Here is a 20,402-nt window from a genome sequence, read left to right as displayed (position 1 = left end):
CATAATGAATCTGGTCGTGAAAAATGCGAGGGTAATAACCCCTTATGAATTGTTGGAAGGGCATACGGTCATGGTAAAAAATGGCATAATCGTCGATATCAAGAAGGATTTGCCTGAAGAAAAGGCCGACGTCGTTCTGGACGCAAAAGGGCATTACTTAGGGCCGGGCTTTATCGACATCCACAACCACGGGAACTGCGGCAAAGACTTCATGGACGCCTCATTCGAGGCTTACGAGACCATGGCAAAGTTCCATTTGACCCACGGTGTCACTGGGTTTTTGGCCACCGTAATGACTGCTTCTTTCGACGAAATGAAAAAGGCCCTTTCTGTGGCGGCCACTTACATGAGAAAACAAAGCGGCGGAAAAAAAGCGAGGATGCTCGGGATATATCTGGAGGGGCCCTATTTTTCACCGAAAAAAAAGGGGGCCCAACCCTCCGAACATATAAGAAAACCGGACGTAAAAGAGTTGAAAGAATTGATAGAGGCTTCCTGCGGTACCGTGAAGGTGGTATCCCTTGCCCCTGAAGTGGAGGGGGCAGAAAACGCGATTAAGTTTTTGAAAGAAAAGGGGATTACCGTTGCCATGGGGCATACCGATGCCACGTACGAAGAGGCAAAAAGGGGTATAAATCTCGGTATAACCCTTGCTACTCATACCTTCAACGGTATGAGGGGGTTTGAACACCGGGAGCCGGGTGCGGTTGGGGCGTGCCTGACCGACGACAGGGTATACTGCGAGATAATATGCGATGGGATTCACCTCAGCAAGGCCGCCGTAGACCTTATAATCCGCGCCAAAGGCAGGGAAAAGATTGTGCTGGTGTCGGACGCCATGATGGCGGCCGGGCTTTCCGATGGCGAATATACCTTGGGCGGTCAGCGGGTTTTTGTGAAAGACGGCAGGGCCGCTTTGGCCGACGGCACTATCGCCGGCTCTACCCTCACCCTCGACAGGGCTGTAAGGTACTTGGTAAAGGAACTAGGGTTGCCTTTAAAAGATGCGCTCCGGATGGCGAGTTTGAATCCTGCCAGAGCCTGCGGGCTTGCAGGCAGAAAGGGCAGCATAGAGGTGGGGAAAGACGCCGACATGGTGATATTCGACGACAACCTGGAGATAAAAACTGTCATAGTGGGAGGAGAAGTTTTTGATTTTCGAAGTTGAAGGCGGAACTTAAAAGTACCCGCCCGATTTGTTTAACATGCGGCCCCCGAATTCCGGGGACTTTTTTCTCCTTCAGGTGAAAAGCGGTTCGTGCCCCAGACGCCGAGAAGAATCATTAATGCCCCTGCCGCATGGGTCAGGGTGAAGGGTTCGCGGCGGAAGACTACCCCCGCCAGGACCGAGATGACCGTGGTGAGATTAGAAAAGACAGCCGAACGGGAGGCAGGAAGTCTTGAAAGCGTGAAATTTACGAGGAAAAAAGCTACAACCGACGATAAAAGTCCAAGGTACAAAAGGGCGAAGATCACCTGGGGGTCGAAAAACGGTGAAAAATAATCGGCGACTTTACCAGACCTCATAAAAAGAATAAATGCGGCTCCATTGAAGAAGATCGCCCCGACCCACATCATGGCAAAAGTAATCTCAAAGGGAGAGTAATTCGATGAAAATTTTCTGCTGAAAATATTAAAAAATGCTGCGGATATGACGGCGCCTAGCAGTAAAACAAGCCCTATCTTGCTCCCAGCTACATCTGATGCTCCTTGCGAAGAGGCAATGACCATAACGCCTGCAACGGAGAGTACTGTGAAAAATATCTGGGGTACACTAAGCTTTTCGTTTAATATTAAGGCTCCTAGTACCGCAACAAATATAGGTATTAGGGCAATCATTAAGCCCGCCTGAGAGGCCGTGGTGTGCTTCACTCCAAGGGTTTCAAATATAAAATAGCATACCGGTTCCAAAAGCGAGACGAAAAGGAGCGGCTTGAAGCTTTTCCCTTTAAACGAGACAGGCACGATGCCAAGCGATGCTAATGTCGTAACCGCCAAAGCCGCCACGGCAAACCTGAAACCTATAAACCTTAGGGGATCGACTTTATCGAGAGCATTTTTTGTAAAGAGAAAGGAAAAACCGAAAATTGTGGAATAGCCCACTCCCGCAAGGTAAGCTTTTATTCTTTCTGCTTTCATAACATCACCTTGCTATATATTAACATAAATGTTTTGGTTATGGCAAAGAAAAATGGATTAAAAAGTAATAAGATTTTATGGCAAAATTTTAACTAAGCATAGATTTAGAAACTGAAATGTTGCTATAATAAACTATATAGCCTAAAATTTCAGTATAATATAGGTGGGGGAGTCAGCTTTGGCAACTTACACCGTCATAAAATCCTTCAACAACAATGTAGTACTTGCTTCGGACGAAAAAACAAAAGAGGAAGTAGTGCTGGTCGGGAGAGGTATAGGATTTAACGCTCGACCGGGTATCAGTGTTGACGATGCGAAGATAGAAAAAGTTTTTTATTTTTTCGACAAAGACCAATTTAGGCATTATGAAACTGTGATAAACAGAATAGATAAGCGCGTGATAGGTGTTGCAGAAGAGATCATAGCTATGGCGTGCAAGGAATTTAAGACTCCCCTGAACGAACACATCCACGTGGCCTTAGCCGACCATATAAATTTTACTCTGGAGCGCCTCGCCGTTGGTTTGGAGATAAAAAACCCTTTTTTAGACGAGATAAAGGTGCTGTATCCTGAGGACTACGAACTTGCCTGCAGAGCGGCAAGGCTCATAGAGGAAAGGTTCGGAGTAGAAATTCCCGATGGAGAAAAGGGCTTTATAGCGATGCACATACACTCCGCTAAGTCGAACAGGGAAGTCTCAAAGACCGTGAAGTACGCTTCGATGATAAACAAAATGATAGAGATAATTGAAGAAGAACTGGGGAGAAAAATCGAGAGGGACGGCATAAATTATGCTAGACTACTGGTGCACCTGAGATTTACATTGGAAAGGATAGATAAGGACATTCCCATAAAGAACCCGCTTCTTGCCAATATAAAAAGGGAGTTTCGAGGAAGCTACGCAATAGCTAAAAGACTAGGTAATTTTATTTACGAACGCATGGGCAAAAAAGTTCCTGACGATGAGTTGGGGTATCTTGCAGTGCACATTCAAAGGATTAATTTATCATTAGCCGGAGAACAATTGTGATGCACATATAATAAATTTTGAATAAGCAGAAAGTAACTTCAATAATTTAAAATTCGAAATTAACTTGTATCAATATTGGACAATTTCAATCTTTATTTTTTGCCTAAAATGTATCAATATAAGACAATATATCAAAGTTGTACCATATTGAAACAAATTAAATTTTTTGCAAATTATTATGCCTATGCAAAATCGCAAAAAGCCAAATTTGAGACTGTGGCATGAAGATTGCAAGGAAAGTTGAATTGAACGTAAAAAATTTATAAACCAAAAGGAGGCTTAAAAATGGTGCTGGACGACCTAACAAGGATGGCGGAACCTTATAGGATAAAGATGGTGGAACCTTTAAAGATACTGACGAGGGAGGAGAGAGTTGAAAAGATAAAAGAAGCGGGATATAACCCCTTCATGTTGAAATCGGAAGATGTATACATCGACCTTTTGACCGACAGCGGCACATCAGCAATGAGCGATTACCAGTGGGCCGGAATGATGCTGGGCGATGAGGCCTATGCGGGAAGCAGGAATTACATCCACCTGTGCGAAGTGGTAAAGGATGTATTCGGGTATAACTACACCGTCCCCACCCATCAGGGCAGGGGTGCTGAAAAGGTCCTGTTCCCCCTCCTCATCAAAAAAGGGCAGTACGTTTTGGGCAACATGCACTTTGATACGACAAAGGCGCATATCGAATTGGCAGGAGGCATTGCCAAAAATTTTGTGATAAAAGAAGCTGAAGATACCGAAAATTATCACCCCTTTAAAGGAAATTTTGACATAGAAAGAATGGAAGCCTTCATTAAAGAAGTCGGGCCCGAAAATGTAGCTTTCATCCTTGCAACGGTAACGTGCAACAGCGCAGGCGGCCAGCCGGTATCAATGGAGAATATCAAGGAAGTCAAAAAGTTAGCGGATAAATACGGCATAAGGTTTTTCATCGATGCTGCGAGGTTTGCAGAAAACGCATATTTTATAAAGGAAAGAGAAAAAGGATATGAAAATAAGACGATAAAAGAGATCGTAAGAGAGATGTTCTCCTACGCTGAAGGCTTCACCATGTCGGCGAAGAAGGATGCTCTCGTGAATATCGGAGGCATGATAGCGATTAAAGACGACGAAGAACTTTACAAGAAAGTACAGCAGATGGTAGTTCCCATGGAAGGTTTTGTAACTTACGGCGGCCTTGCAGGAAGAGACATGGAAGCCATGGCTCGCGGTTTGGAAGAGGTTCTCGACGAAAATTATCTATACTGGCGGGTTAACCAGGTCAAATACCTCGGCGACAAACTCAGGGAGGCAGGCATACCTATTCAATATCCCACGGGTGGACACGCAGTATTCATAGACGGCAAAAAGTTCCTGCCGCACATCCCCCAGACCCAGTACCCATCCCAGGTGATATGTGTGGAACTTTACATTGAAGCGGGTATAAGGGCGGTAGAAGTGGGAACCTTACTTGCGGGCAGAGACCCGATAACGAAAGAGGAAATACTCCCGGCGATGGATTTCGTAAGGCTTACCATACCGAGGAGGGTTTACACCAACAGCCACATGGATGTAATTGCAGAAGCAGTAAAAAGGGTCTACGCGAGGCGGGAGTCTTTAAAGGGCCTAAGGTTGGTCTACGAACCGCCGGTGCTCAGGCACTTCCTCGCAAGGTTAGAGCCGGTTGAATAAAATAAAAATTTTAGGGGTGAGGTTATGGAAAATTTTGAAAGGGATCAGTGGAAGTCGAGAGCTGGATTTATCTTTTCGACTGTAGGCGCTGCCGTCGGCCTCGGGAATTTCTGGCGCTTCCCCTTCATGGCCTATCAAAACGGAGGGGGCGCCTTCATCCTCCCTTATTTCTTTGCGCTCCTCACTGCGGGAGTGCCCCTTATGATTATGGAGTTTTCCTTCGGCCATAAGATGCGAGGCGGAGCCACCCTTTCTTTTGCAAAACTCGGAAAGAAGTACGAATTTATCGGCTGGTGGCAGACTATGGTGCCCCTCATAGTGATGTGCTATTATTCGGCTATAATTGCGTGGAGCTTGAATTATCTTGTATTTGCCATCACGCAGGCGTGGGGCGCCGATCCAAACGCCTTTTTCGGCGGGAAATTTTTGGGAGTGTCCAGCGGCCCATGGGACCTCGGTGGCTTCAGGTGGAATATAGCAGCAGGAGTAGCAATCGTATGGCTTTTGAATTACACCATTACCAAAAAGGGAATATCAGGCGGCATTGAAAAAGCCTGCAAAGTAATGACTCCGTTATTGGCAATTTTAATGGTAATCATTACAATAAGAGGCTTAACCTTACCCGGTGCGGCTTATGGCCTCAACTGGTTTTTAAAGCCCGACTTTTCAAAGATAATGAACGCGAAGGTATGGATAGCTGCTTACGCTCAGGTATTCTTTTCCACTACCTTGGCTGTTGGCGTTATGATAGCTTATGCAAGTTACTTGCCGGAAAAATCTGATATTGTCAACAACTCGTTTATTACCGTATTTTCAAACTCCAGCTTCGATTTCATGGCGGGACTTGCCGTATTCAGCATCCTCGGCTATGTCTCTGTGGCTTCGGGAGTGCCCTTTGAAGAGGTAGCGACAAGCGGTGCAGGTGTGGCTTTTGTAGCATTCCCAAAAGCCATAAGTATGCTGCCAATGCCCAAGTTCCTGCAGAGCATTTTCGGAATTATTTTCTTCTTTGCGCTGTTCATAGCCGGGATTTCTTCTAGCATCTCCATGTTGGAATCCTTTGCTACCGCTGCCCTTGATAAGTACAATATGTCGAGGGAGAGTATAATAACGAGGATATCCATCGGCGGATTTTTAGGAAGCATGTTTATCGCTACCGGCGCAGGCGTTCACATCCTCGATATCGTAGACCACTTCGTCGGAAACTACGGGATAGCCCTCTTGGGGTTAATAGAGGCCATTTTGCTGGGATACGTGTACGGAACGGATAAAATAAAAGAGCACGCCAACAGATATTCGGATTTCAAAATAGGCTGGTGGTTGGACTTTTGCGTGAAGTACCTCACTCCTGCTATCTTGGGTTACATGTTTATACAAAACATCGTCAATGAGTTCAAAGCGCCTTATGGCGGATATCCAATGAGCGCTGTGGTAATTCTTGGCTGGGGTGCGGCGATAGGGATGCTTGTTGCGGCTTTATACCTTTCGTCGAGGCCGTGGACCAAAATGGACCCCTACTTGCAAACGGACAAAAAGGTGGTGTCTGAAAATGACTAACGGGGCAATGGAACCCGGCGCGATAGCAATGCTTATTTTCGGCGTTACGCTGCTCTATGGAGGCCTTGCACTCTTCATCTCCATCGCTTTAAGAAAGGCAAATAGATGAATTTGTTTGCGGAATAAAAAGCCTCTGGAGTTTGGCAACGCGGGGCTAAATATTAGCCGCCGTGCCTGCTCTAGAGGTTTTTTGTGTAGTTAATTTATGGGAATAAAAGGAAAAGAGCTAGGCTATAAAATTGTGATAAAATAGTAGTACCTAGACCTGATATTTTGGGCGGAAGGGGGTGCGCCAGTGAAAATCCTTTCCGAAATGATAAATAGCATTGAAATCGTTCTAAACCACGTTCATGAGGGAATCGTAATTGCCGACAGGGATGGAAAAGTGCTCTATGTAAACGAAGCAAATGAAAGGATTACCGGCCTTGAAAACAGCAAGATTTTAGGAAAATATGTCAAAGATGTGGCGCCGGAATCCTCCATCCCGGAAGTGATAAAAACTGGGAAGGAAAAGCTCGGGGTAAAGACCCGAGTAAACGACCGGTACGTAATTTCCAATATAGTGCCTATAAAAGACAAGGAGAGCAACGAATTAATAGGGGCTATTTCGGTCTTTCTAGACATCACGGAACTTGAAACTTTAAACGCAAGGCTCATAAAAGCGCAAGAGAAGATAAATAAGCTTTCCCTTCAGCTTTCTAGCTTTATGGGGAATGAAGAGCCAATAATTGGCAAGAACGCAAAAATGCAAAAGGCTTTTTCCCTCGCGTTAAAAGCGGCCAATGTAAATTCTAATGTGCTGATAATAGGGGAAAGCGGCACCGGTAAGGAAGTGGTGGCAAAATTCATCCACGAAAAAGGCACAAGAAAAAATAAACCCTTCGTTGCGGTAAACTGCGGGGCTATACCCGAAAACCTTTTGGAGAGCGAGCTTTTTGGATACGAAAGGGGTGCCTTCACAGGAGCATCGTCTAAAGGCAAGCCCGGTCTTTTTGAACAAGCAAACGGCGGGACGATTTTCCTCGATGAAATAGGAGATATGCCTTTCGCTTTGCAGGTAAAACTCTTAAGGGTCTTGCAGGAAAAGGAGATTATGAGGGTAGGGGGCACACAGAAAATAAAACTGGATGTAAGGGTGATAGCAGCTACTAACAGGGATTTAGAAACGATGGTAAAAGAAAAGAAGTTCAGAGAAGACCTGTATTACCGTTTGAACGTAATAAAAATAGACCTTCCGCCTTTAAGGGAAAGAAAGGAAGACCTTCCCCTTTATATTTCCTATTTTTTGAACAAACTGTCGTCAAGGCTCGGCAAGGAAAAGCCGAAGGTCGCATCGGCTGCAATGAAATTGCTTTTGAATTATGATTATCCTGGGAACATCAGGGAACTTGAAAATATCCTGGAAAAAAGCCTCATTATCGATGATGACGGCTCGATAACCGTAGAGGACCTGCCCGATTACCTTCTTAAGGGAAACACTTATAAATATTTTGATTTACTTAAAGAGCGGTGGCCGAAACTTTATGAAGTAGAAAAAAGCGTTATAGAAGAGAGTATAAAAGTTTTTAAAAATAAAACGAAGGTTGCAGAAATTCTGGGCATTCCCCGTTCCACCTTATATAGAAAAATAAAGGAATACGGAATAAAATGCTGATGGTGTGCTGATTTTCATAGTTGCTTTTATTATCGTGATGTGGTAATATATATACACAAATGTTTTTACAATTGCAGATAATATCAGGTTTGAAACCGGCGTGTTACCGAAAAAAGCGGGCATTAGCCGGGAAGGGAGTATATTTCCTTCCCGGCTTTTTGTTTTGGCAAGGAGGTGGTGGATTGGAAAAACGATAAAAAAGCAAATACTACTATTTAAAATCTTTCAAAGGGGGTCATAACCGTGAAAGGTATTTTGGGCAGCCTGCAAAAATTGGGCAAAGCTCTTATGATGCCGATCGCAGTGATGCCTGCCGCGGCACTCCTTTTGAGGCTTGGAGCTGAGGATGTGCTCAATATTCCGGTGGTAATGGCAGGCGGCGCGGCAATTTTTGACAACCTCCCGCTGATATTTGCCCTTGGAGTATCGATGGGCCTTGCCGGCGGTGCGGGAGCTGCAGCCCTTGCCGGAGGAGTAGGATATTATGTACTCATAAATGTTCTCAAGGCCATAAACCAGGACATAAACATGGGCGTTCTTGGTGGAATAATAACTGGTATAGTGGCGGCACAACTTTACAACAAGTACAAAGACATAAAACTTCCGGACTTCCTCGGGTTCTTCGGGGGAAGACGCTTCGTTCCAATAGTGACTTCGGCGACAATGTTAATCCTCGGCATAATTTTAGGTTTTGTGTGGCCGCCCATTCAAAAGGCGATTTACGCAGCAGGCGAGTGGATAATCGGAGCCGGTGTGCTTGGCGTATTCGTCTTCGGGGTTTTGAACAGACTTTTGATACCCTTCGGACTTCACCACGTCATAAACAGCCTTGTGTGGTTCGTTTTTGGCGAGTACACCAATGCGGCGGGCAAAGTAGTCACAGGTGACCTTCACAGGTTTTTTGCTGGCGACCCGACAGCCGGTATCTTCATGACGGGATTTTTCCCAATTTTCCTCTTCGGGCTTCCGGCAGCGTGCCTTGCGATGTTGCACGAAGCTAAGGATTCGCAGAAGAAAGCTGTAAGCGGAGTGCTTTTTAGCGCCGCTCTGACTTCGTTCCTCACCGGAATTACGGAGCCGATAGAATTTTCCTTCATGTTCCTTGCACCTGTTTTGTATGCTATACATGCGATTTTGACCGGGGTTTCCCTTGCACTGACTTATGCCTTTGGCATAAGGCACGGTTTTGGCTTTTCCGCAGGGCTTATCGACTATGTCTTAAATTACGGGCTTGCCACAAAACCGATACTTTTAATACCTATCGGCCTTGTCTACGGTGCCATCTATTATGCAATCTTCAGGTACATCATAAGGAAATACGATTTGCCGACGCCGGGCAGGATAGAAGGCGAGGCCACCGAGACTAAAACTACGGCAAAGGCAAGCGAAAGGGCAGAGAAGATTCTAAAGGGCCTTGGCGGCAAAGCCAACATAAAATCCCTCGATGCCTGCATAACCCGCTTGAGGTTAACGGTTGAAGACGAAAAGGCAGTCGATGAAGAGCTTTTGAAAAAAGCAGGAGCGACCGGTGTAATGAGGCTTGGCGGCGGAAATCTGCAGGTTGTAGTAGGAACCGAGGCTGAATTGATAGCAGAAGAGATAAAGAAAATGCTATAATCTAGTAAAAAGAGCGCGGCGAGTAAAACTCGCCGCGCGAAATTTAAAAATAAGGGGGACAAAAGAGTGCTTTTTAGCATTTTTGGCAGAAATAAACTAGGCGACCCTGTGGTGAAAATCATGGCACCGATGAGCGGAAAGGTGGTGGACCTTGAGGAAGTTCCGGATAAAGTGTTTTCCGCAAAAATGGTGGGTGACGGGATAGCCATAGAGCCTTCCGAAGGATTGGTGGTTTCGCCATTCGATGGCTTAGTAAAGCAGGTTTTCCCGACGGGTCATGCTCTTGTGGTGGAATCAAAAGAAGGGCTTCCACTGCTCATCCATATAGGAATAGAGACAGTCAACCTAAAAGGTGAAGGATTTAAGGTTCTCGTGTCGGAAGGGCAAGCTGTAAAGGAGGGGACTCCTCTTGTAGAGTTTGAGATTGGACTTATGAAAGATAAGGGTTTTCCAATAGTAAGTCCTTTAGTTATCCCTGAAATGGACCTGGTGGATAAGATAAAATTAAGCGGCCTAAAGGAAGTCAAGAAAGGCCAGGACGTGCTAATTGAGGTTTTTCTAAAAAGAAAGGATGAGAATAAATGAAAAGGATTTTTGAATTGGGCTTTAACGATTTCATGACTATGAAAAAATCAGAAATAATAGATTGCATAAAAGCGTCCGAAGGAAGGACGGTGATGGCTGAGACGGTTATCGCTGTGATGCCTCTTATCTATGGCGTGAGCAACGTAGAACTTGCGGCATCCTTCGGGGCGGACCTTATAACCTTGAACACGCTGGATCTTAAAAGGCCCTTCGTGTACGGAATAGACGATGAAGGAATCGACCTTACACTTGGATTGGAAAGTTTGAATCAATTGATGAAAAGGCTGGAGCAAAAAAGAGATATCTCGGGGTATGCCCGAAAGATTAAGGAGATTGTGGGAAGGTTTATTGGCGTAAATTTAGAGCCGGTACCGGAAGACAAGGATTATCCCGGTGGCAGAGTATTGAGCGAGGAAAACCTCGAAAAGGTAGTCGAAATGGGATTCGACTACGTGGTGATAACCGGAAATCCGAAGACCGGCGTATCGAAAGAAGGTATCCTGAAGGGTATTGAAAAAGCCCGGAAAATATTGGGCGAAGACGTCTTAATAATGGCTGGCAAGATGCATGCTGCTGGCGGTGAAAATATTTACGATCCGGAGGCTTTGGGTGATTTTGCGAAGGCCGGAGCCGACGTTGTCCTTGTTCCGGCGCCGGGGACAGTTGTGGGTGTCGACCTTGAGCTAGCAAAGCAAATGATAGAAAAAATCCACAAAGCCGGAGCTCTTGCCATGACCACCATAGGTACCTCTCAGGAAGGGGCAACGGCGGGAGTTATAGAAAATATAGCTTTGCTCTCGAAAATGGCTGGAGCCGACATCCAGCATATAGGTGATGCTGGATATTCTGGGATAGCATTTCCGGAAAACATAATGGCCCTTTCCATTGCCATAAGGGGGAAAAGGCATACTTTCAGGAGAATGGCGTACTCAATGAGGAAGTAGCTATTATACAAAAATCCCTCGGAAGGATGGCGGCTGTCATAATAACTTTTTAAAATCTCACCTAATTCCCTTATTCATTGTGAATGCTCAAGTCTTAAGTTATTGCTGCTTTTTGAATAGTAGAAAATGTTTGTAGATTTGTATACAGTATACCTTAATTTTTAGACATTAGAAAAAGCACATTATTTTTCATACCCATTTTCCTAAAATAACCACATTGTCTTTTAAGGATTGTAATGAATTTTTAAAAAAGATATAATATAAACGGGAAGTATCACTGTACACAATAAATTGCACGGCAAGCTGTCGGGCAAGGGGGTGAAAGTTTTGGAAAACTACCTGGAATTTATTAAAAAGGCTTGGAAAGATTTCATAGAAAACGGAAATCTAAATCCATTCATAAAACCTATAATTGCTGAATCGTGGAAAAGATGCAAAAAATTTGGAGTAGACCCTATGGGAGGAGTTGGAAAAGTATTAAGCAAAGATTTATTGGAGCTTAGGATAAAGGAAAACGAAGAATTGATCTTAATAGCTCATCCGATAATGGAAAACATATATAATATGGTGGCAGGTTCTGGTTTTGTAATAATACTTGTGGATAAAGATGGCTATCTGATAGATGTCATCGGGGACGAAGAAGTTATGGAAAGGGCTGTTGAACTAAACTTCGTGAAAGGTGCACTGTGGACGGAAAAAGCGGTCGGGACAAACGCCATAGGAACTTCTTTATTTACGGATAAACCTGTACAGGTTATAGGTGCTGAGCACTACTGTATAACGCATCATTCCTGGACATGCTCTGCGGCACCTATCCATGATGAAGAAGGCAATATAATAGGATGTCTCGATATGTCAGGAAGCTGTTATAAAGCTCACCCTCATACCTTGGGTATAGTTCTGGCTGGTGCTTATTCGATAGAAAAACAGATGGCTTTAATGAGATCGCATAAACTTATAAATGCTACTTATGATTCGATATCTGAAGGCATGATAATAACGGATGAAAATTTACAGGTGAAAAAGGCAAATGACATGGCTGCAAAAATTTTAGGGCTTACGCTAGAGGAAATCTTGAAAGCAGATATTAAAGATTTGCTGCGGGATGTGAATCTCGTAAATACTGTTTTGAAATCAGGGAATCCTTACTATGACATAGATTGCAATTTTTATGTGAAGGATAAGAGAATAGCGTGCAGCGTAAATGCGGTTCCTGTGGTATCGAACAAAAAAAGCATAGGAATTGTCATAACTTTTCGAGAAGTAAAATATATTCACAATGTTGTTAATAGAGTAGTGGGATATAAAGCAGCTTACAGGTTTGAGGATATAATAACAAGAAATGAAGAGATGAAGAGGATCATAGAGTCGGCCAAGAGGGCGGCATTGAGTGACTGCAATATCCTTATAGAAGGAGAGAGCGGGACGGGAAAGGAGTTATTCGCCCAGGCTATTCATAATTACAGCAGACGTGCCCAGGGACCGTTCGTTGCAGTGAATTGTGCTTCGCTTCCAAGGGAGCTGGTCGAAAGCGAACTCTTCGGGTATGAAAAAGGAGCTTTTACGGGAGCATTGAAGGAAGGTCATCCGGGCAAATTTGAATTGGCCGATGGCGGTACGATATTCCTTGATGAAATTGGAGAATTGCCACTGGATCTGCAATCTAAACTGCTGAGAGTTCTGGATAATAAGAGGATTACCAGGATTGGAGGGACCTATGAAAAAAGGCTTAATGTAAGAATCATAGCCGCTACGAACAGAAACCTGAGGGAAGAGGTGGAAAGGAAAAATTTTAGAGGAGATCTTTATTACAGGCTTAATGTTATAAACATAAAACTGCCGCGCCTGGGGGATAGAAAAGAGGATATAGAATTGCTGGCCCGCTATTTTATAGAAAGGCTAAATCACAAAAACATCGCTCATCCCAAGATTTTGGGCAAAGATTATATAGAAAAATTAAAGAATTATGACTGGCCCGGAAATGTCAGAGAACTTCAGAATGCGATAGAAAGGTCGTATTATTTGTGTGAAGGAGATGTTATTACTGAAGAATATTTGCCGGATAACATACTTCGAAGTGTGAAAAAGGGCAAAATTAATTTAGATTCGGTTCTTCCTTTTGAGGCTCTCGAAAGAGAAAATGTTAAAAATGCACTTTTGAATTGCAAAGGTAATGTAAACAGAGCGGCTGAACTTCTTAATATAAGCAGGGCTACGATGTATCGAAAGATTAGAAAATATAATATAGACTTGAAGTCCATAAAAATGAATCAAAGTGAGATTTTTAATTAGGTTTATATAGTTTTAGAAATCTGTATTATATCAATAATGAGAAAAGGCGCTGTGTCATAACTGAGACGCGTTGACCTAGAGCCCGCAAAAATGCGGGCTTTTTTGTTTGGCACGAGTTTTGCACCTATAAGCATGGAAATAAAGCCATATAAAAGTTTCAAGGTGGAAAAATATGAGCACGAGAGGAGGTGGTTTTATAAGAAGATTTGTGATCGAATTTGGATATGGAGTTGACCTCCATGGACAGGATGTGAACAATGCGGCCAAAAAAGCTGTGAAAGATGCGATTTCACACAGTTGCCTGTGTGGGCTTACTGAAATTTTAAACATTGAGAACCTGGACGATGTGATTGTAGAAGTTACGGTGGCGGTATCGAGACCTGAAGAGATTGATGAAGATGCCATAAAAGAATTATTACCAATTGGGAAAAAGTCTGTAAAAGCGGTTGAAGGGGGAATGAGTGTTTCGGGTCTCAATCTGACTCAATTTGGAGACATAAATGACAGTATAGAAGTTGCTGTTGCCTGTATAACGGTAGGCATAGAATAAGGAAGGAGGGGTATTTGTGGATTTAACAAAAGAATTGTTTCTTGATATGTACACCAAAATGAATAAGATAAGGAAGTTTGAGGAGAGGGTTTCGGAGTTATTTGCCCAGGGAAAGATTCTTGGTTTCGTTCATTTGTATATAGGTGAGGAGGCCACTGCTGTAGGAGTTTGCGAAAATTTGACGGATAAAGACTATATAACCAGCACTCACAGAGGCCATGGACATCTGATCGCCAAGGGTGGCGACCTCAAATTTATGATGGCTGAGCTCTACGGTAAGGTGACGGGATACTGTAAAGGTAAGGGGGGCTCTATGCATATTGCCGATGTACAAAAAGGAATTTTAGGTGCTAATGGTATAGTGGGCGGTGGCCTTCCTATAGCTTGCGGTGCGGGGCTGTCGGCAAAATTGAGGGGCACAGATCAAGTTACGGTGTGCTTCTTCGGCGATGGAGCTTCTAATCAGGGAACTTTTCACGAGGCTCTAAACATTGCTTCAATATGGAAATTGCCTGTTGTTTTTGTATGTGAGAATAACCTTTATGGTATATCCATGAGGCAGGATAAGCACCAGGCAATAGCCGATATAGCTGACAGGGCAATGGCTTATGGCTTCCCCGGAGTAACGGTAGACGGCAATGACGTGCTGGCCGTTTATGAAGCTGCACGGGAAGCTGTAAAAAGAGCAAGAGAGGGTGCTGGGCCGACACTTATTGAGTGCAAGACTTACAGGTGGAGAGGTCACTTTGAAGGAGATCCGACGGTGTACAGGCCCAAGGAAGAAGTGGAAGAATGGATGGAAAGGGATCCTATACCCAGGTTGGTTCGGTATATATTGGACAATAACATCGCCACAGAGGAAGAATTAAAAGATATTGAAGAAAACATAATAAGAGAACTTGAGGAAGCTGTAAAGTTTGCAGAAGAGAGCCCCTATCCTGAGGAGACTTCTGCTGTTGAAGATGTCTATACAGACCTTGTGGAGGAAGGGAGAGTAAGATGAGACAATTAACGTATGCTGAAGCTATAAGGGAAGCCATAAGGAATGAAATGAAGAGGGACCCGCGGGTATTCATATTAGGTGAAGATGTAGGGAAATTCGGTGGATGCTTCGGCGTCACCCAGGGTCTTGTCGATGAATTTGGAGAGGAATTGGTAAGGGATACTCCGATATCGGAGGAAGCCATAGCCGGCGTCGCAGTAGGCGCTGCTGCGACGGGTATGAGACCGATAGCAGAAATAATGTTTATGGATTTTGTTACCGTTGCTATGGATCAACTGGTAAACCAGGCAGCGAAGATGAGATACATGTTTGGTGGAAAAATTTCTTTGCCAATGGTTATAAGACTTCCCGAAGGTGGAGGGCTGCAGGCGGCGGCTCAGCATTCGCAGTGCCTTGAGGCCTGGTTGACCCACGTGCCGGGCATTAAAGTAGTATATCCTTCAACCCCCAAAGATGCCTTGGGATTGCTCATTTCCTCCATAAGGGATGATAATCCTGTTGCATTTATAGAACACAAGCTTCTATATAATTTAAAAGGAGAGGTCCCGGATGAGAATGAGCCGATTCCTCTCGGAGTTGCCGATGTAAAAAGGCCCGGAAGTGACGTAACTATAGTGGCTACAGGTTTAATGGTCCATAAGGCGTTAAATGCGGCAAAGGAGCTTGCAAAAGAAAGTATAGAAGCGGAAATCGTTGATCCCCGGACGCTTTTCCCGTTGGACAAGGAGACGATCTTTAGCTCTGTAAAGAAGACCCATAGGGTAGTTATAGTTACGGAAGAGGTTAAGAGAGGCGGATGGGGAGGAGAACTGGCTGCACTAATTGCCGAAGAGATTTTTGATTATCTGGATGCTCAAATAGTGAGAATAGGGTCATTAAATGTGCCGATACCTTTCACTACTCTGCTTGAAAACTATGTAATACCCAATGAAATTGACATAATAAATGGGGTGAAGTCAATTTTATAGATTAAAAAAGGTGAGGGGGTAACTTCAGTTATCCCCTCACCTTGATGGAGGACGGCATGAAAAAAATTGGAATAATAGCAAATCCTGCCTCAGGTAAGGATATAAGAAGGTTGGTTGCACATGCGACGATAATAGATAACAATGAAAAAGTAAATATTGTAAAGAGAATAATACTGGCATCCCAGGAGCTGGGAATTGAGAAGATTTATATAATGGCCGATACTTTTAATATCGGCTACAAGGCAGCGAGCGACCTTGCCTATCTAAAACAGTTAAAAGCTGATGTGGAAATACTGGACATGCCTCTAACTGCTAGCTTCAAGGATTCTATGGTTGCCACCAGTATGATGGAAAAAAAGGGCGTCGGCTGCATATTGTCTTTAGGCGGGGACGGAACCAACAGGGCCATTGCCAAAGTTATTAATGATACGCCGCTGCTTCCGATATCAACCGGCACCAATAACGTCTACCCATCTATGATAGAAGGAACAGTGGCCGGCATAGCTGCGGCTGTTGTAGCTTCAGGTCTATTTGACAAAGCTGCCACATGCAATAAAAACAAACGGATAGAAATATACAAAGGAAGGGAATTGGCAGATATTGCCCTAATAGATGCTGTTATTTCAAAGGAAAGCTTTATCGGCGCAAAAGCTATATGGGACCCAAAAAGCATAACTGATATATTTGTAACCAGAGCTCATCCTGCTTCAATAGGGTTTTCTTCAATAGTGGGCTATAAGGAGATAATTGATGACAGGGAAGACGTTGGGGCTCACATACAGTTAGGGACAGAGGGGGAAACCATCCTGGCGCCTATAGCACCAGGAGTTTTAAAAAAGGTAAACGTAAAAAAATTTAATTTGTTGAAGCTGAATGAAGATTATATTTACTATGCCGAGAATGGAGGTATTATAGCCCTTGATGGTGAAAGAGAAATACCCGTCAGAGCAGGTGACTGTATTTTATTCAGGATTTCAAGGAACGGACCTTATCAGGTAGATATCAGGAAGACTTTAGAGATCGCTCAAAAAACTGATTTTTTTCGAAAGGTGTGATGGCGTATATGGCGGTTTATATAGTGATGCCAAAACTTGGTCTCACTATGAAAGAAGGAATTTTAACTAAATGGCTGAAAAAAGTTGGGGAAAAAGTAGCAAAAGGGGAAGAGGTAGCCGAAGTCTCCACCGAAAAGATTACCAATGTGGTTGAATCTCCTGCAGATGGGATTTTGGGGAAAATTTTGGTAAGTGAAGGCGCTGTTGTACCTGTAGCTGCTCCGATCGGTATTATCCTGGCTGAAGGTGAAAAACTCCCGGTAGAAGATGAGGCAGGTCCTACAAGTACTTCTCCTTCTGCCGTGGCTGTACAGGCCGATAGGCTTAAAACAACGGAAGAAGAAAATAATCAGGAAAAGTTTGTAAAAGCCACGCCCTTGGCCAGAAAGATTGCAAAAGAGAACAATGTGGATCTTTCCCTCATTGCCGGTACCGGACCCGGTGGCAGAATTACCGAGGAAGACGTAAGGAAATATATGGAAAATAGAATTAATGTAAAGAAAGAGAGCCCTGCGGCGGTTGAGGAGGACACGGGATCTGTAAAAAGAGTGCCAATGGACAATATGAGAAGGGTCATCGCCGAGAGGATGAAAAATAGCTGGATTAATGCTCCTCATGTCACGGAGAATATTAAAGTTGATGTTACCGAACTTGTTAAGTTCAGAGAAGAGCTTAATAAGTTTGGTGATGAGAAATTTACTTATACCGACTTAATAGCTAAAGCGTGTGTGCTTGCACTCAAAAGAAACCCTGTAATAAACTGGTCTATTGAAGGAGAGTATATAATCCAGCACGAAAAAATAAATCTCGGAATAGCAGTTGCTCTAGAAAATGGGTTAATAGTTCCGGTGATAAAGGATGCCGGGGCAAAATCCCTTACGGAGCTCTCCAATATGATAAAAGACCTGAGTGCTAGGGCCAGGGAAAATAAATTATCTCCCGAGGAAATAAAAGATGGCACGTTTACCATAACGAATCTCGGCATGTACGGTATAGATAGCTTTACGCCTATTATAAATCCGCCGGAAAGCGCTATATTGGGAGTTAATACGATATACAAAGAACCCTCCGTGGTGGGAGACAGTATATCTATAAGACAGGTTATGATGCTGAGTCTGTCTTTCGATCACAGACTTATAGATGGCGCGACGGCTGCCAAATTCCTGATGGATCTCAAGCGTATACTAGAAAATCCTGCAGTACTGGCTCTGTAGAGATTTGCATTTTGCGGGGTGAGGTGGTAAAGCATGGACTACAACGTAATAGTAATAGGAGGCGGACCTGGCGGTTATACGGCTGCCATAAGGGCGAGTGAACTGGGAGCAAGGGTTGCCCTGGTAGAGGAAAATTCATTAGGTGGCACGTGCCTTAACAGAGGCTGTATACCTACTAAGGTTTATGCGCACGCCGCATCGATAATAAATGAAATAAAAAAGGCCGGGCAGTTTGGTATAGCAGCCCAGTATACTCTCGACGTTAATAAACTGAGAGCGAAAAAAGAGAAAGTGATAGAAAGGCTCGTGGGCGGCGTGGGCTACCTTATGAGGGCGTACGACGTGGACGTCATAAAGGGCAAAGCCAAATTTCTCGACAGAAACACAATACAGGTGGACAGGAAATACACAGCAGAAAAATTCATCATAGCTACAGGTTCAAAAACACTTTTTCCACCGGTGCCGGGTATTGACCTTCCCGGCGTCATGACCAGTGACAGGGCCCTCGAGCTGGAAAGGGTACCGGAGAGAGTCGCGATAATAGGAGCGGGGATAATAGGGCTTGAGTTTGCCAATATATATAGCTCGTTGGGCAGCCAGGTCGCCGTAATAGAAATGCTGCCGGAGATGTTGCCCATGGTAGACAGGGACATAGCCGGTATATTGCAGAGCGCCCTCGAAGATAGGGGAATTGAGCTACATCTCAACAGCAGGGTTGAAAAGATAGAAGAGGGCCCGATAGTGGTGTTTACAAAAGGCGGGAATACCGAACGGCTGGAGTGCGATGCGGTACTGGTGGCAGTGGGAAGGGTAGCAAACGTGAACGGCGTTGAAGTGCTCAAGCTGCAGATGGAAGGAAAAGGAATAAAAGTGGATGACTTTATGAGGACGAATATTGACAACATATACGCAGTGGGAGATGTAACAGGAGGAATACAGCTTGCCCACGTGGCAGCCTATCAGGGCATAATTGCAGCTCACAATGCCGTTGGAGAAAAAAGGAAGGCCGACATGAAGGTCGTGCCGAGCTGCGTATATACAGAACCGGAGATTGCGTGGGTGGGGTTGAATGAGACTCTAGCCAGAAAAAAATACGGGGATATCAAAGTAGGAACCTTTACCTATTCGGCCTCAGGCAGAGCGCTGACTATGGGAGAAGATTATGGCTTAATAAAGATGATAGCCGAAGCAAAATACAACCAGATAGTGGGAATGGAAGTTATCGGCAGGGATGCCACGGAAATAATACACGAAGGCGTGCTGGCTATAAAGGAAGAATTTACGGCAGAGGAAATAGCGGAGACGATACATGCGCACCCGACCATATCGGAGTGTATAAAGGAAGCGTGTGAAGATATATTGGGTTTGCCTATAAATAAGGTCCGAACATCAAATAATTTATGAGACTGATTATCTATATTTACTTTTTCTTTATGAATCTGCCCCAAAATGATATAATAGTCAAAAAGAAGCGGCAACAGGGTTTGCCGCTTTAAATTTCCTTACACAATGAGGTGGTTTGATGGCGGATGAAAAAGAGCTGAAGAAAAGGTTGAGGTGCGATTATCTGGAAAAAAGGTCAAGGCTCTCGGAAGAAGAGGTGAGGGAAAAGAGTGCAAAGATAATGTCCAGCCTTTTCGAGCTGGAGGACTTCAAAAAAGCCGGCTTTGTCATGTTTTACGTGGACTGCAGAAACGAAGTGATGACAAAGGATGCTATTGAAAAGGCCCTTTCAATGGGAAAAAGGGTGGCCGTGCCAAAGACGGTGAAAGGCGAGGGGCTTTTGGCGATAGAGATAAAAAACCTCGGTGAACTTTCCTGTGGAGTTTTTGGCATTCTAGAGCCTGAAAATGACGAAAATCGGATAGACCCCGGCGAAATAGACCTGGTGGTGGTTCCAGGCATTGCCTTCGACAGAAGGGGTTACCGGTTAGGGTACGGGGCTGGCTACTACGACAGGTTTTTGCCAAAGCTCCGGGAAGGAGTTAAAAAGATAGCGGTAGCTTTTGAAATGCAGCTTGTAGATTTATTGCCGACAGAGGACCACGATGTCAGAATGGATGCTCTATTGACGGAAAAACGGCTGTATACGTTTGCATGAGAACATTACGAACATT

The 20,402-nt window shown here is 44.2% G+C and carries 18 protein-coding genes; 17 read left to right on the top strand and 1 reads right to left on the bottom strand.

From position 1 onward, the window contains the following. Positions 1-4: 4 nt before the first annotated feature. A complete protein-coding gene (nagA, locus tag BUB66_RS05190; RefSeq protein ID WP_073255714.1) occupies positions 5-1,168 on the top strand; it encodes an N-acetylglucosamine-6-phosphate deacetylase in 1,164 nt (387 codons plus the stop codon). Positions 1,169-1,200: 32 nt separating this feature from the next. Here the strand turns inward: nagA and BUB66_RS05185 are convergent, their stop codons facing one another. After that, on the bottom strand, positions 1,201-2,139 hold the full coding sequence (locus BUB66_RS05185; RefSeq protein ID WP_073255711.1) for a DMT family transporter: 939 nt from the start codon (positions 2,137-2,139) through the stop codon (positions 1,201-1,203). A 178-nt stretch (positions 2,140-2,317) separates the two neighbouring features. Here BUB66_RS05185 and glcT point away from each other — a divergent pair, with 178 nt between their 5' ends. The 16 genes from glcT to BUB66_RS05110 all read left to right on the top strand — a co-directional run bounded on the left by glcT (position 2,318) and on the right by BUB66_RS05110 (position 20,386). Beyond that, positions 2,318-3,169, top strand: coding sequence for a glucose PTS transporter transcription antiterminator GlcT (gene glcT / locus BUB66_RS05180; RefSeq protein ID WP_073255708.1), 852 nt, complete (start codon positions 2,318-2,320; stop codon positions 3,167-3,169). A gap of 285 nt (positions 3,170-3,454) precedes the next feature. Beyond that, positions 3,455-4,846 (top strand): tryptophanase, encoded by a 1,392-nt coding sequence (locus tag BUB66_RS05175; RefSeq protein ID WP_073255705.1) that lies wholly within the window; start codon positions 3,455-3,457, stop codon positions 4,844-4,846. A gap of 24 nt (positions 4,847-4,870) precedes the next feature. Then, the gene (locus tag BUB66_RS05170; RefSeq protein WP_073255701.1) at positions 4,871-6,403 is read left to right on the top strand and encodes a sodium-dependent transporter; all 1,533 of its coding nucleotides are present in this window, start codon (positions 4,871-4,873) and stop codon (positions 6,401-6,403) included. Continuing rightward, complete coding sequence (locus BUB66_RS12025) at positions 6,396-6,512, top strand: MetS family NSS transporter small subunit (RefSeq protein ID WP_198409369.1); 117 nt, start codon at positions 6,396-6,398, stop codon at positions 6,510-6,512. Before BUB66_RS05170 ends, BUB66_RS12025 begins: the two co-directional genes overlap by 8 nt. A gap of 186 nt (positions 6,513-6,698) precedes the next feature. Next, positions 6,699-8,057 carry a sigma-54 interaction domain-containing protein gene (locus tag BUB66_RS05165; protein WP_143156219.1) on the top strand — a complete coding sequence of 453 codons (1,359 nt, stop codon included), beginning with the start codon at positions 6,699-6,701 and terminating at the stop codon, positions 8,055-8,057. 288 nt (positions 8,058-8,345) lie between these two features. After that, positions 8,346-9,674, top strand: a complete 1,329-nt coding sequence (nagE, locus tag BUB66_RS05160) for an N-acetylglucosamine-specific PTS transporter subunit IIBC (RefSeq protein WP_425291870.1) — start codon at positions 8,346-8,348, stop codon at positions 9,672-9,674. Positions 9,675-9,740: 66 nt separating this feature from the next. After that, on the top strand, positions 9,741-10,259 hold the full coding sequence (locus BUB66_RS05155; RefSeq protein WP_244269754.1) for a PTS sugar transporter subunit IIA: 519 nt from the start codon (positions 9,741-9,743) through the stop codon (positions 10,257-10,259). Beyond that, positions 10,256-11,203 (top strand): DUF7916 family protein, encoded by a 948-nt coding sequence (locus BUB66_RS05150; protein ID WP_073255695.1) that lies wholly within the window; start codon positions 10,256-10,258, stop codon positions 11,201-11,203. Before BUB66_RS05155 ends, BUB66_RS05150 begins: the two co-directional genes overlap by 4 nt. 327 nt (positions 11,204-11,530) lie before the next feature. Continuing rightward, on the top strand, positions 11,531-13,495 hold the full coding sequence (locus BUB66_RS05145; protein WP_073255692.1) for a sigma-54-dependent Fis family transcriptional regulator: 1,965 nt from the start codon (positions 11,531-11,533) through the stop codon (positions 13,493-13,495). A 172-nt stretch (positions 13,496-13,667) separates the two neighbouring features. After that, positions 13,668-14,045: a Lin0512 family protein gene (locus tag BUB66_RS05140; RefSeq protein ID WP_073255689.1), complete on the top strand. Its 378-nt coding sequence runs from the start codon at positions 13,668-13,670 to the stop codon at positions 14,043-14,045. 46 nt (positions 14,046-14,091) lie between these two features. Then, the gene (gene pdhA, locus BUB66_RS05135; RefSeq protein WP_244269762.1) at positions 14,092-15,048 is read left to right on the top strand and encodes a pyruvate dehydrogenase (acetyl-transferring) E1 component subunit alpha; all 957 of its coding nucleotides are present in this window, start codon (positions 14,092-14,094) and stop codon (positions 15,046-15,048) included. Beyond that, positions 15,045-16,016 carry an alpha-ketoacid dehydrogenase subunit beta gene (locus BUB66_RS05130; protein ID WP_073255683.1) on the top strand — a complete coding sequence of 324 codons (972 nt, stop codon included), beginning with the start codon at positions 15,045-15,047 and terminating at the stop codon, positions 16,014-16,016. The genes pdhA and BUB66_RS05130 overlap by 4 nt, the downstream gene beginning before the upstream one ends. Positions 16,017-16,072: 56 nt before the next feature. Further along, on the top strand, positions 16,073-17,071 hold the full coding sequence (locus BUB66_RS05125) for an ATP-NAD kinase family protein (protein ID WP_073255962.1): 999 nt from the start codon (positions 16,073-16,075) through the stop codon (positions 17,069-17,071). A gap of 8 nt (positions 17,072-17,079) precedes the next feature. Further along, entirely contained in the window at positions 17,080-18,285 is a 1,206-nt protein-coding gene (locus BUB66_RS05120) for a dihydrolipoamide acetyltransferase family protein (RefSeq protein ID WP_073255959.1), read from the top strand. Positions 18,286-18,318: 33 nt separating this feature from the next. Further along, positions 18,319-19,689 (top strand): dihydrolipoyl dehydrogenase, encoded by a 1,371-nt coding sequence (gene lpdA, locus BUB66_RS05115; protein ID WP_073255680.1) that lies wholly within the window; start codon positions 18,319-18,321, stop codon positions 19,687-19,689. A gap of 118 nt (positions 19,690-19,807) precedes the next feature. Beyond that, positions 19,808-20,386, top strand: a complete 579-nt coding sequence (locus BUB66_RS05110; RefSeq protein WP_073255677.1) for a 5-formyltetrahydrofolate cyclo-ligase — start codon at positions 19,808-19,810, stop codon at positions 20,384-20,386. Positions 20,387-20,402 lie beyond the last annotated feature (16 nt).

This window comes from Caldanaerovirga acetigignens (genome assembly GCF_900142995.1).
Lineage (GTDB): Bacteria > Bacillota > Thermosediminibacteria > Thermosediminibacterales > Thermosediminibacteraceae > Fervidicola > Fervidicola acetigignens.
This window is presented reverse-complemented; position numbering and strand designations above follow the sequence as displayed.

What these genes read in the sequence shown, in the direction of transcription:
- BUB66_RS05150 (WP_073255695.1), top strand. Translation starts at nt 10,256, where the DNA reads ATGAAAAGGATTTTTGAATTGGGCTTTAACGATTTCATGACTATGAAA.
- BUB66_RS05185 (WP_073255711.1), bottom strand. Translation starts at nt 2,139, where the DNA reads ATGAAAGCAGAAAGAATAAAAGCTTACCTTGCGGGAGTGGGCTATTCC.
- BUB66_RS05120 (WP_073255959.1), top strand. Translation starts at nt 17,080, where the DNA reads ATGGCGGTTTATATAGTGATGCCAAAACTTGGTCTCACTATGAAAGAA.
- lpdA (WP_073255680.1), top strand. Translation starts at nt 18,319, where the DNA reads ATGGACTACAACGTAATAGTAATAGGAGGCGGACCTGGCGGTTATACG.
- BUB66_RS05175 (WP_073255705.1), top strand. Translation starts at nt 3,455, where the DNA reads ATGGTGCTGGACGACCTAACAAGGATGGCGGAACCTTATAGGATAAAG.
- BUB66_RS05125 (WP_073255962.1), top strand. Translation starts at nt 16,073, where the DNA reads ATGAAAAAAATTGGAATAATAGCAAATCCTGCCTCAGGTAAGGATATA.
- BUB66_RS05170 (WP_073255701.1), top strand. Translation starts at nt 4,871, where the DNA reads ATGGAAAATTTTGAAAGGGATCAGTGGAAGTCGAGAGCTGGATTTATC.
- nagA (WP_073255714.1), top strand. Translation starts at nt 5, where the DNA reads ATGAATCTGGTCGTGAAAAATGCGAGGGTAATAACCCCTTATGAATTG.
- BUB66_RS05140 (WP_073255689.1), top strand. Translation starts at nt 13,668, where the DNA reads ATGAGCACGAGAGGAGGTGGTTTTATAAGAAGATTTGTGATCGAATTT.
- BUB66_RS12025 (WP_198409369.1), top strand. Translation starts at nt 6,396, where the DNA reads ATGACTAACGGGGCAATGGAACCCGGCGCGATAGCAATGCTTATTTTC.
- pdhA (WP_244269762.1), top strand. Translation starts at nt 14,092, where the DNA reads ATGTACACCAAAATGAATAAGATAAGGAAGTTTGAGGAGAGGGTTTCG.
- BUB66_RS05110 (WP_073255677.1), top strand. Translation starts at nt 19,808, where the DNA reads ATGGCGGATGAAAAAGAGCTGAAGAAAAGGTTGAGGTGCGATTATCTG.
- BUB66_RS05130 (WP_073255683.1), top strand. Translation starts at nt 15,045, where the DNA reads ATGAGACAATTAACGTATGCTGAAGCTATAAGGGAAGCCATAAGGAAT.
- nagE (WP_425291870.1), top strand. Translation starts at nt 8,346, where the DNA reads ATGATGCCGATCGCAGTGATGCCTGCCGCGGCACTCCTTTTGAGGCTT.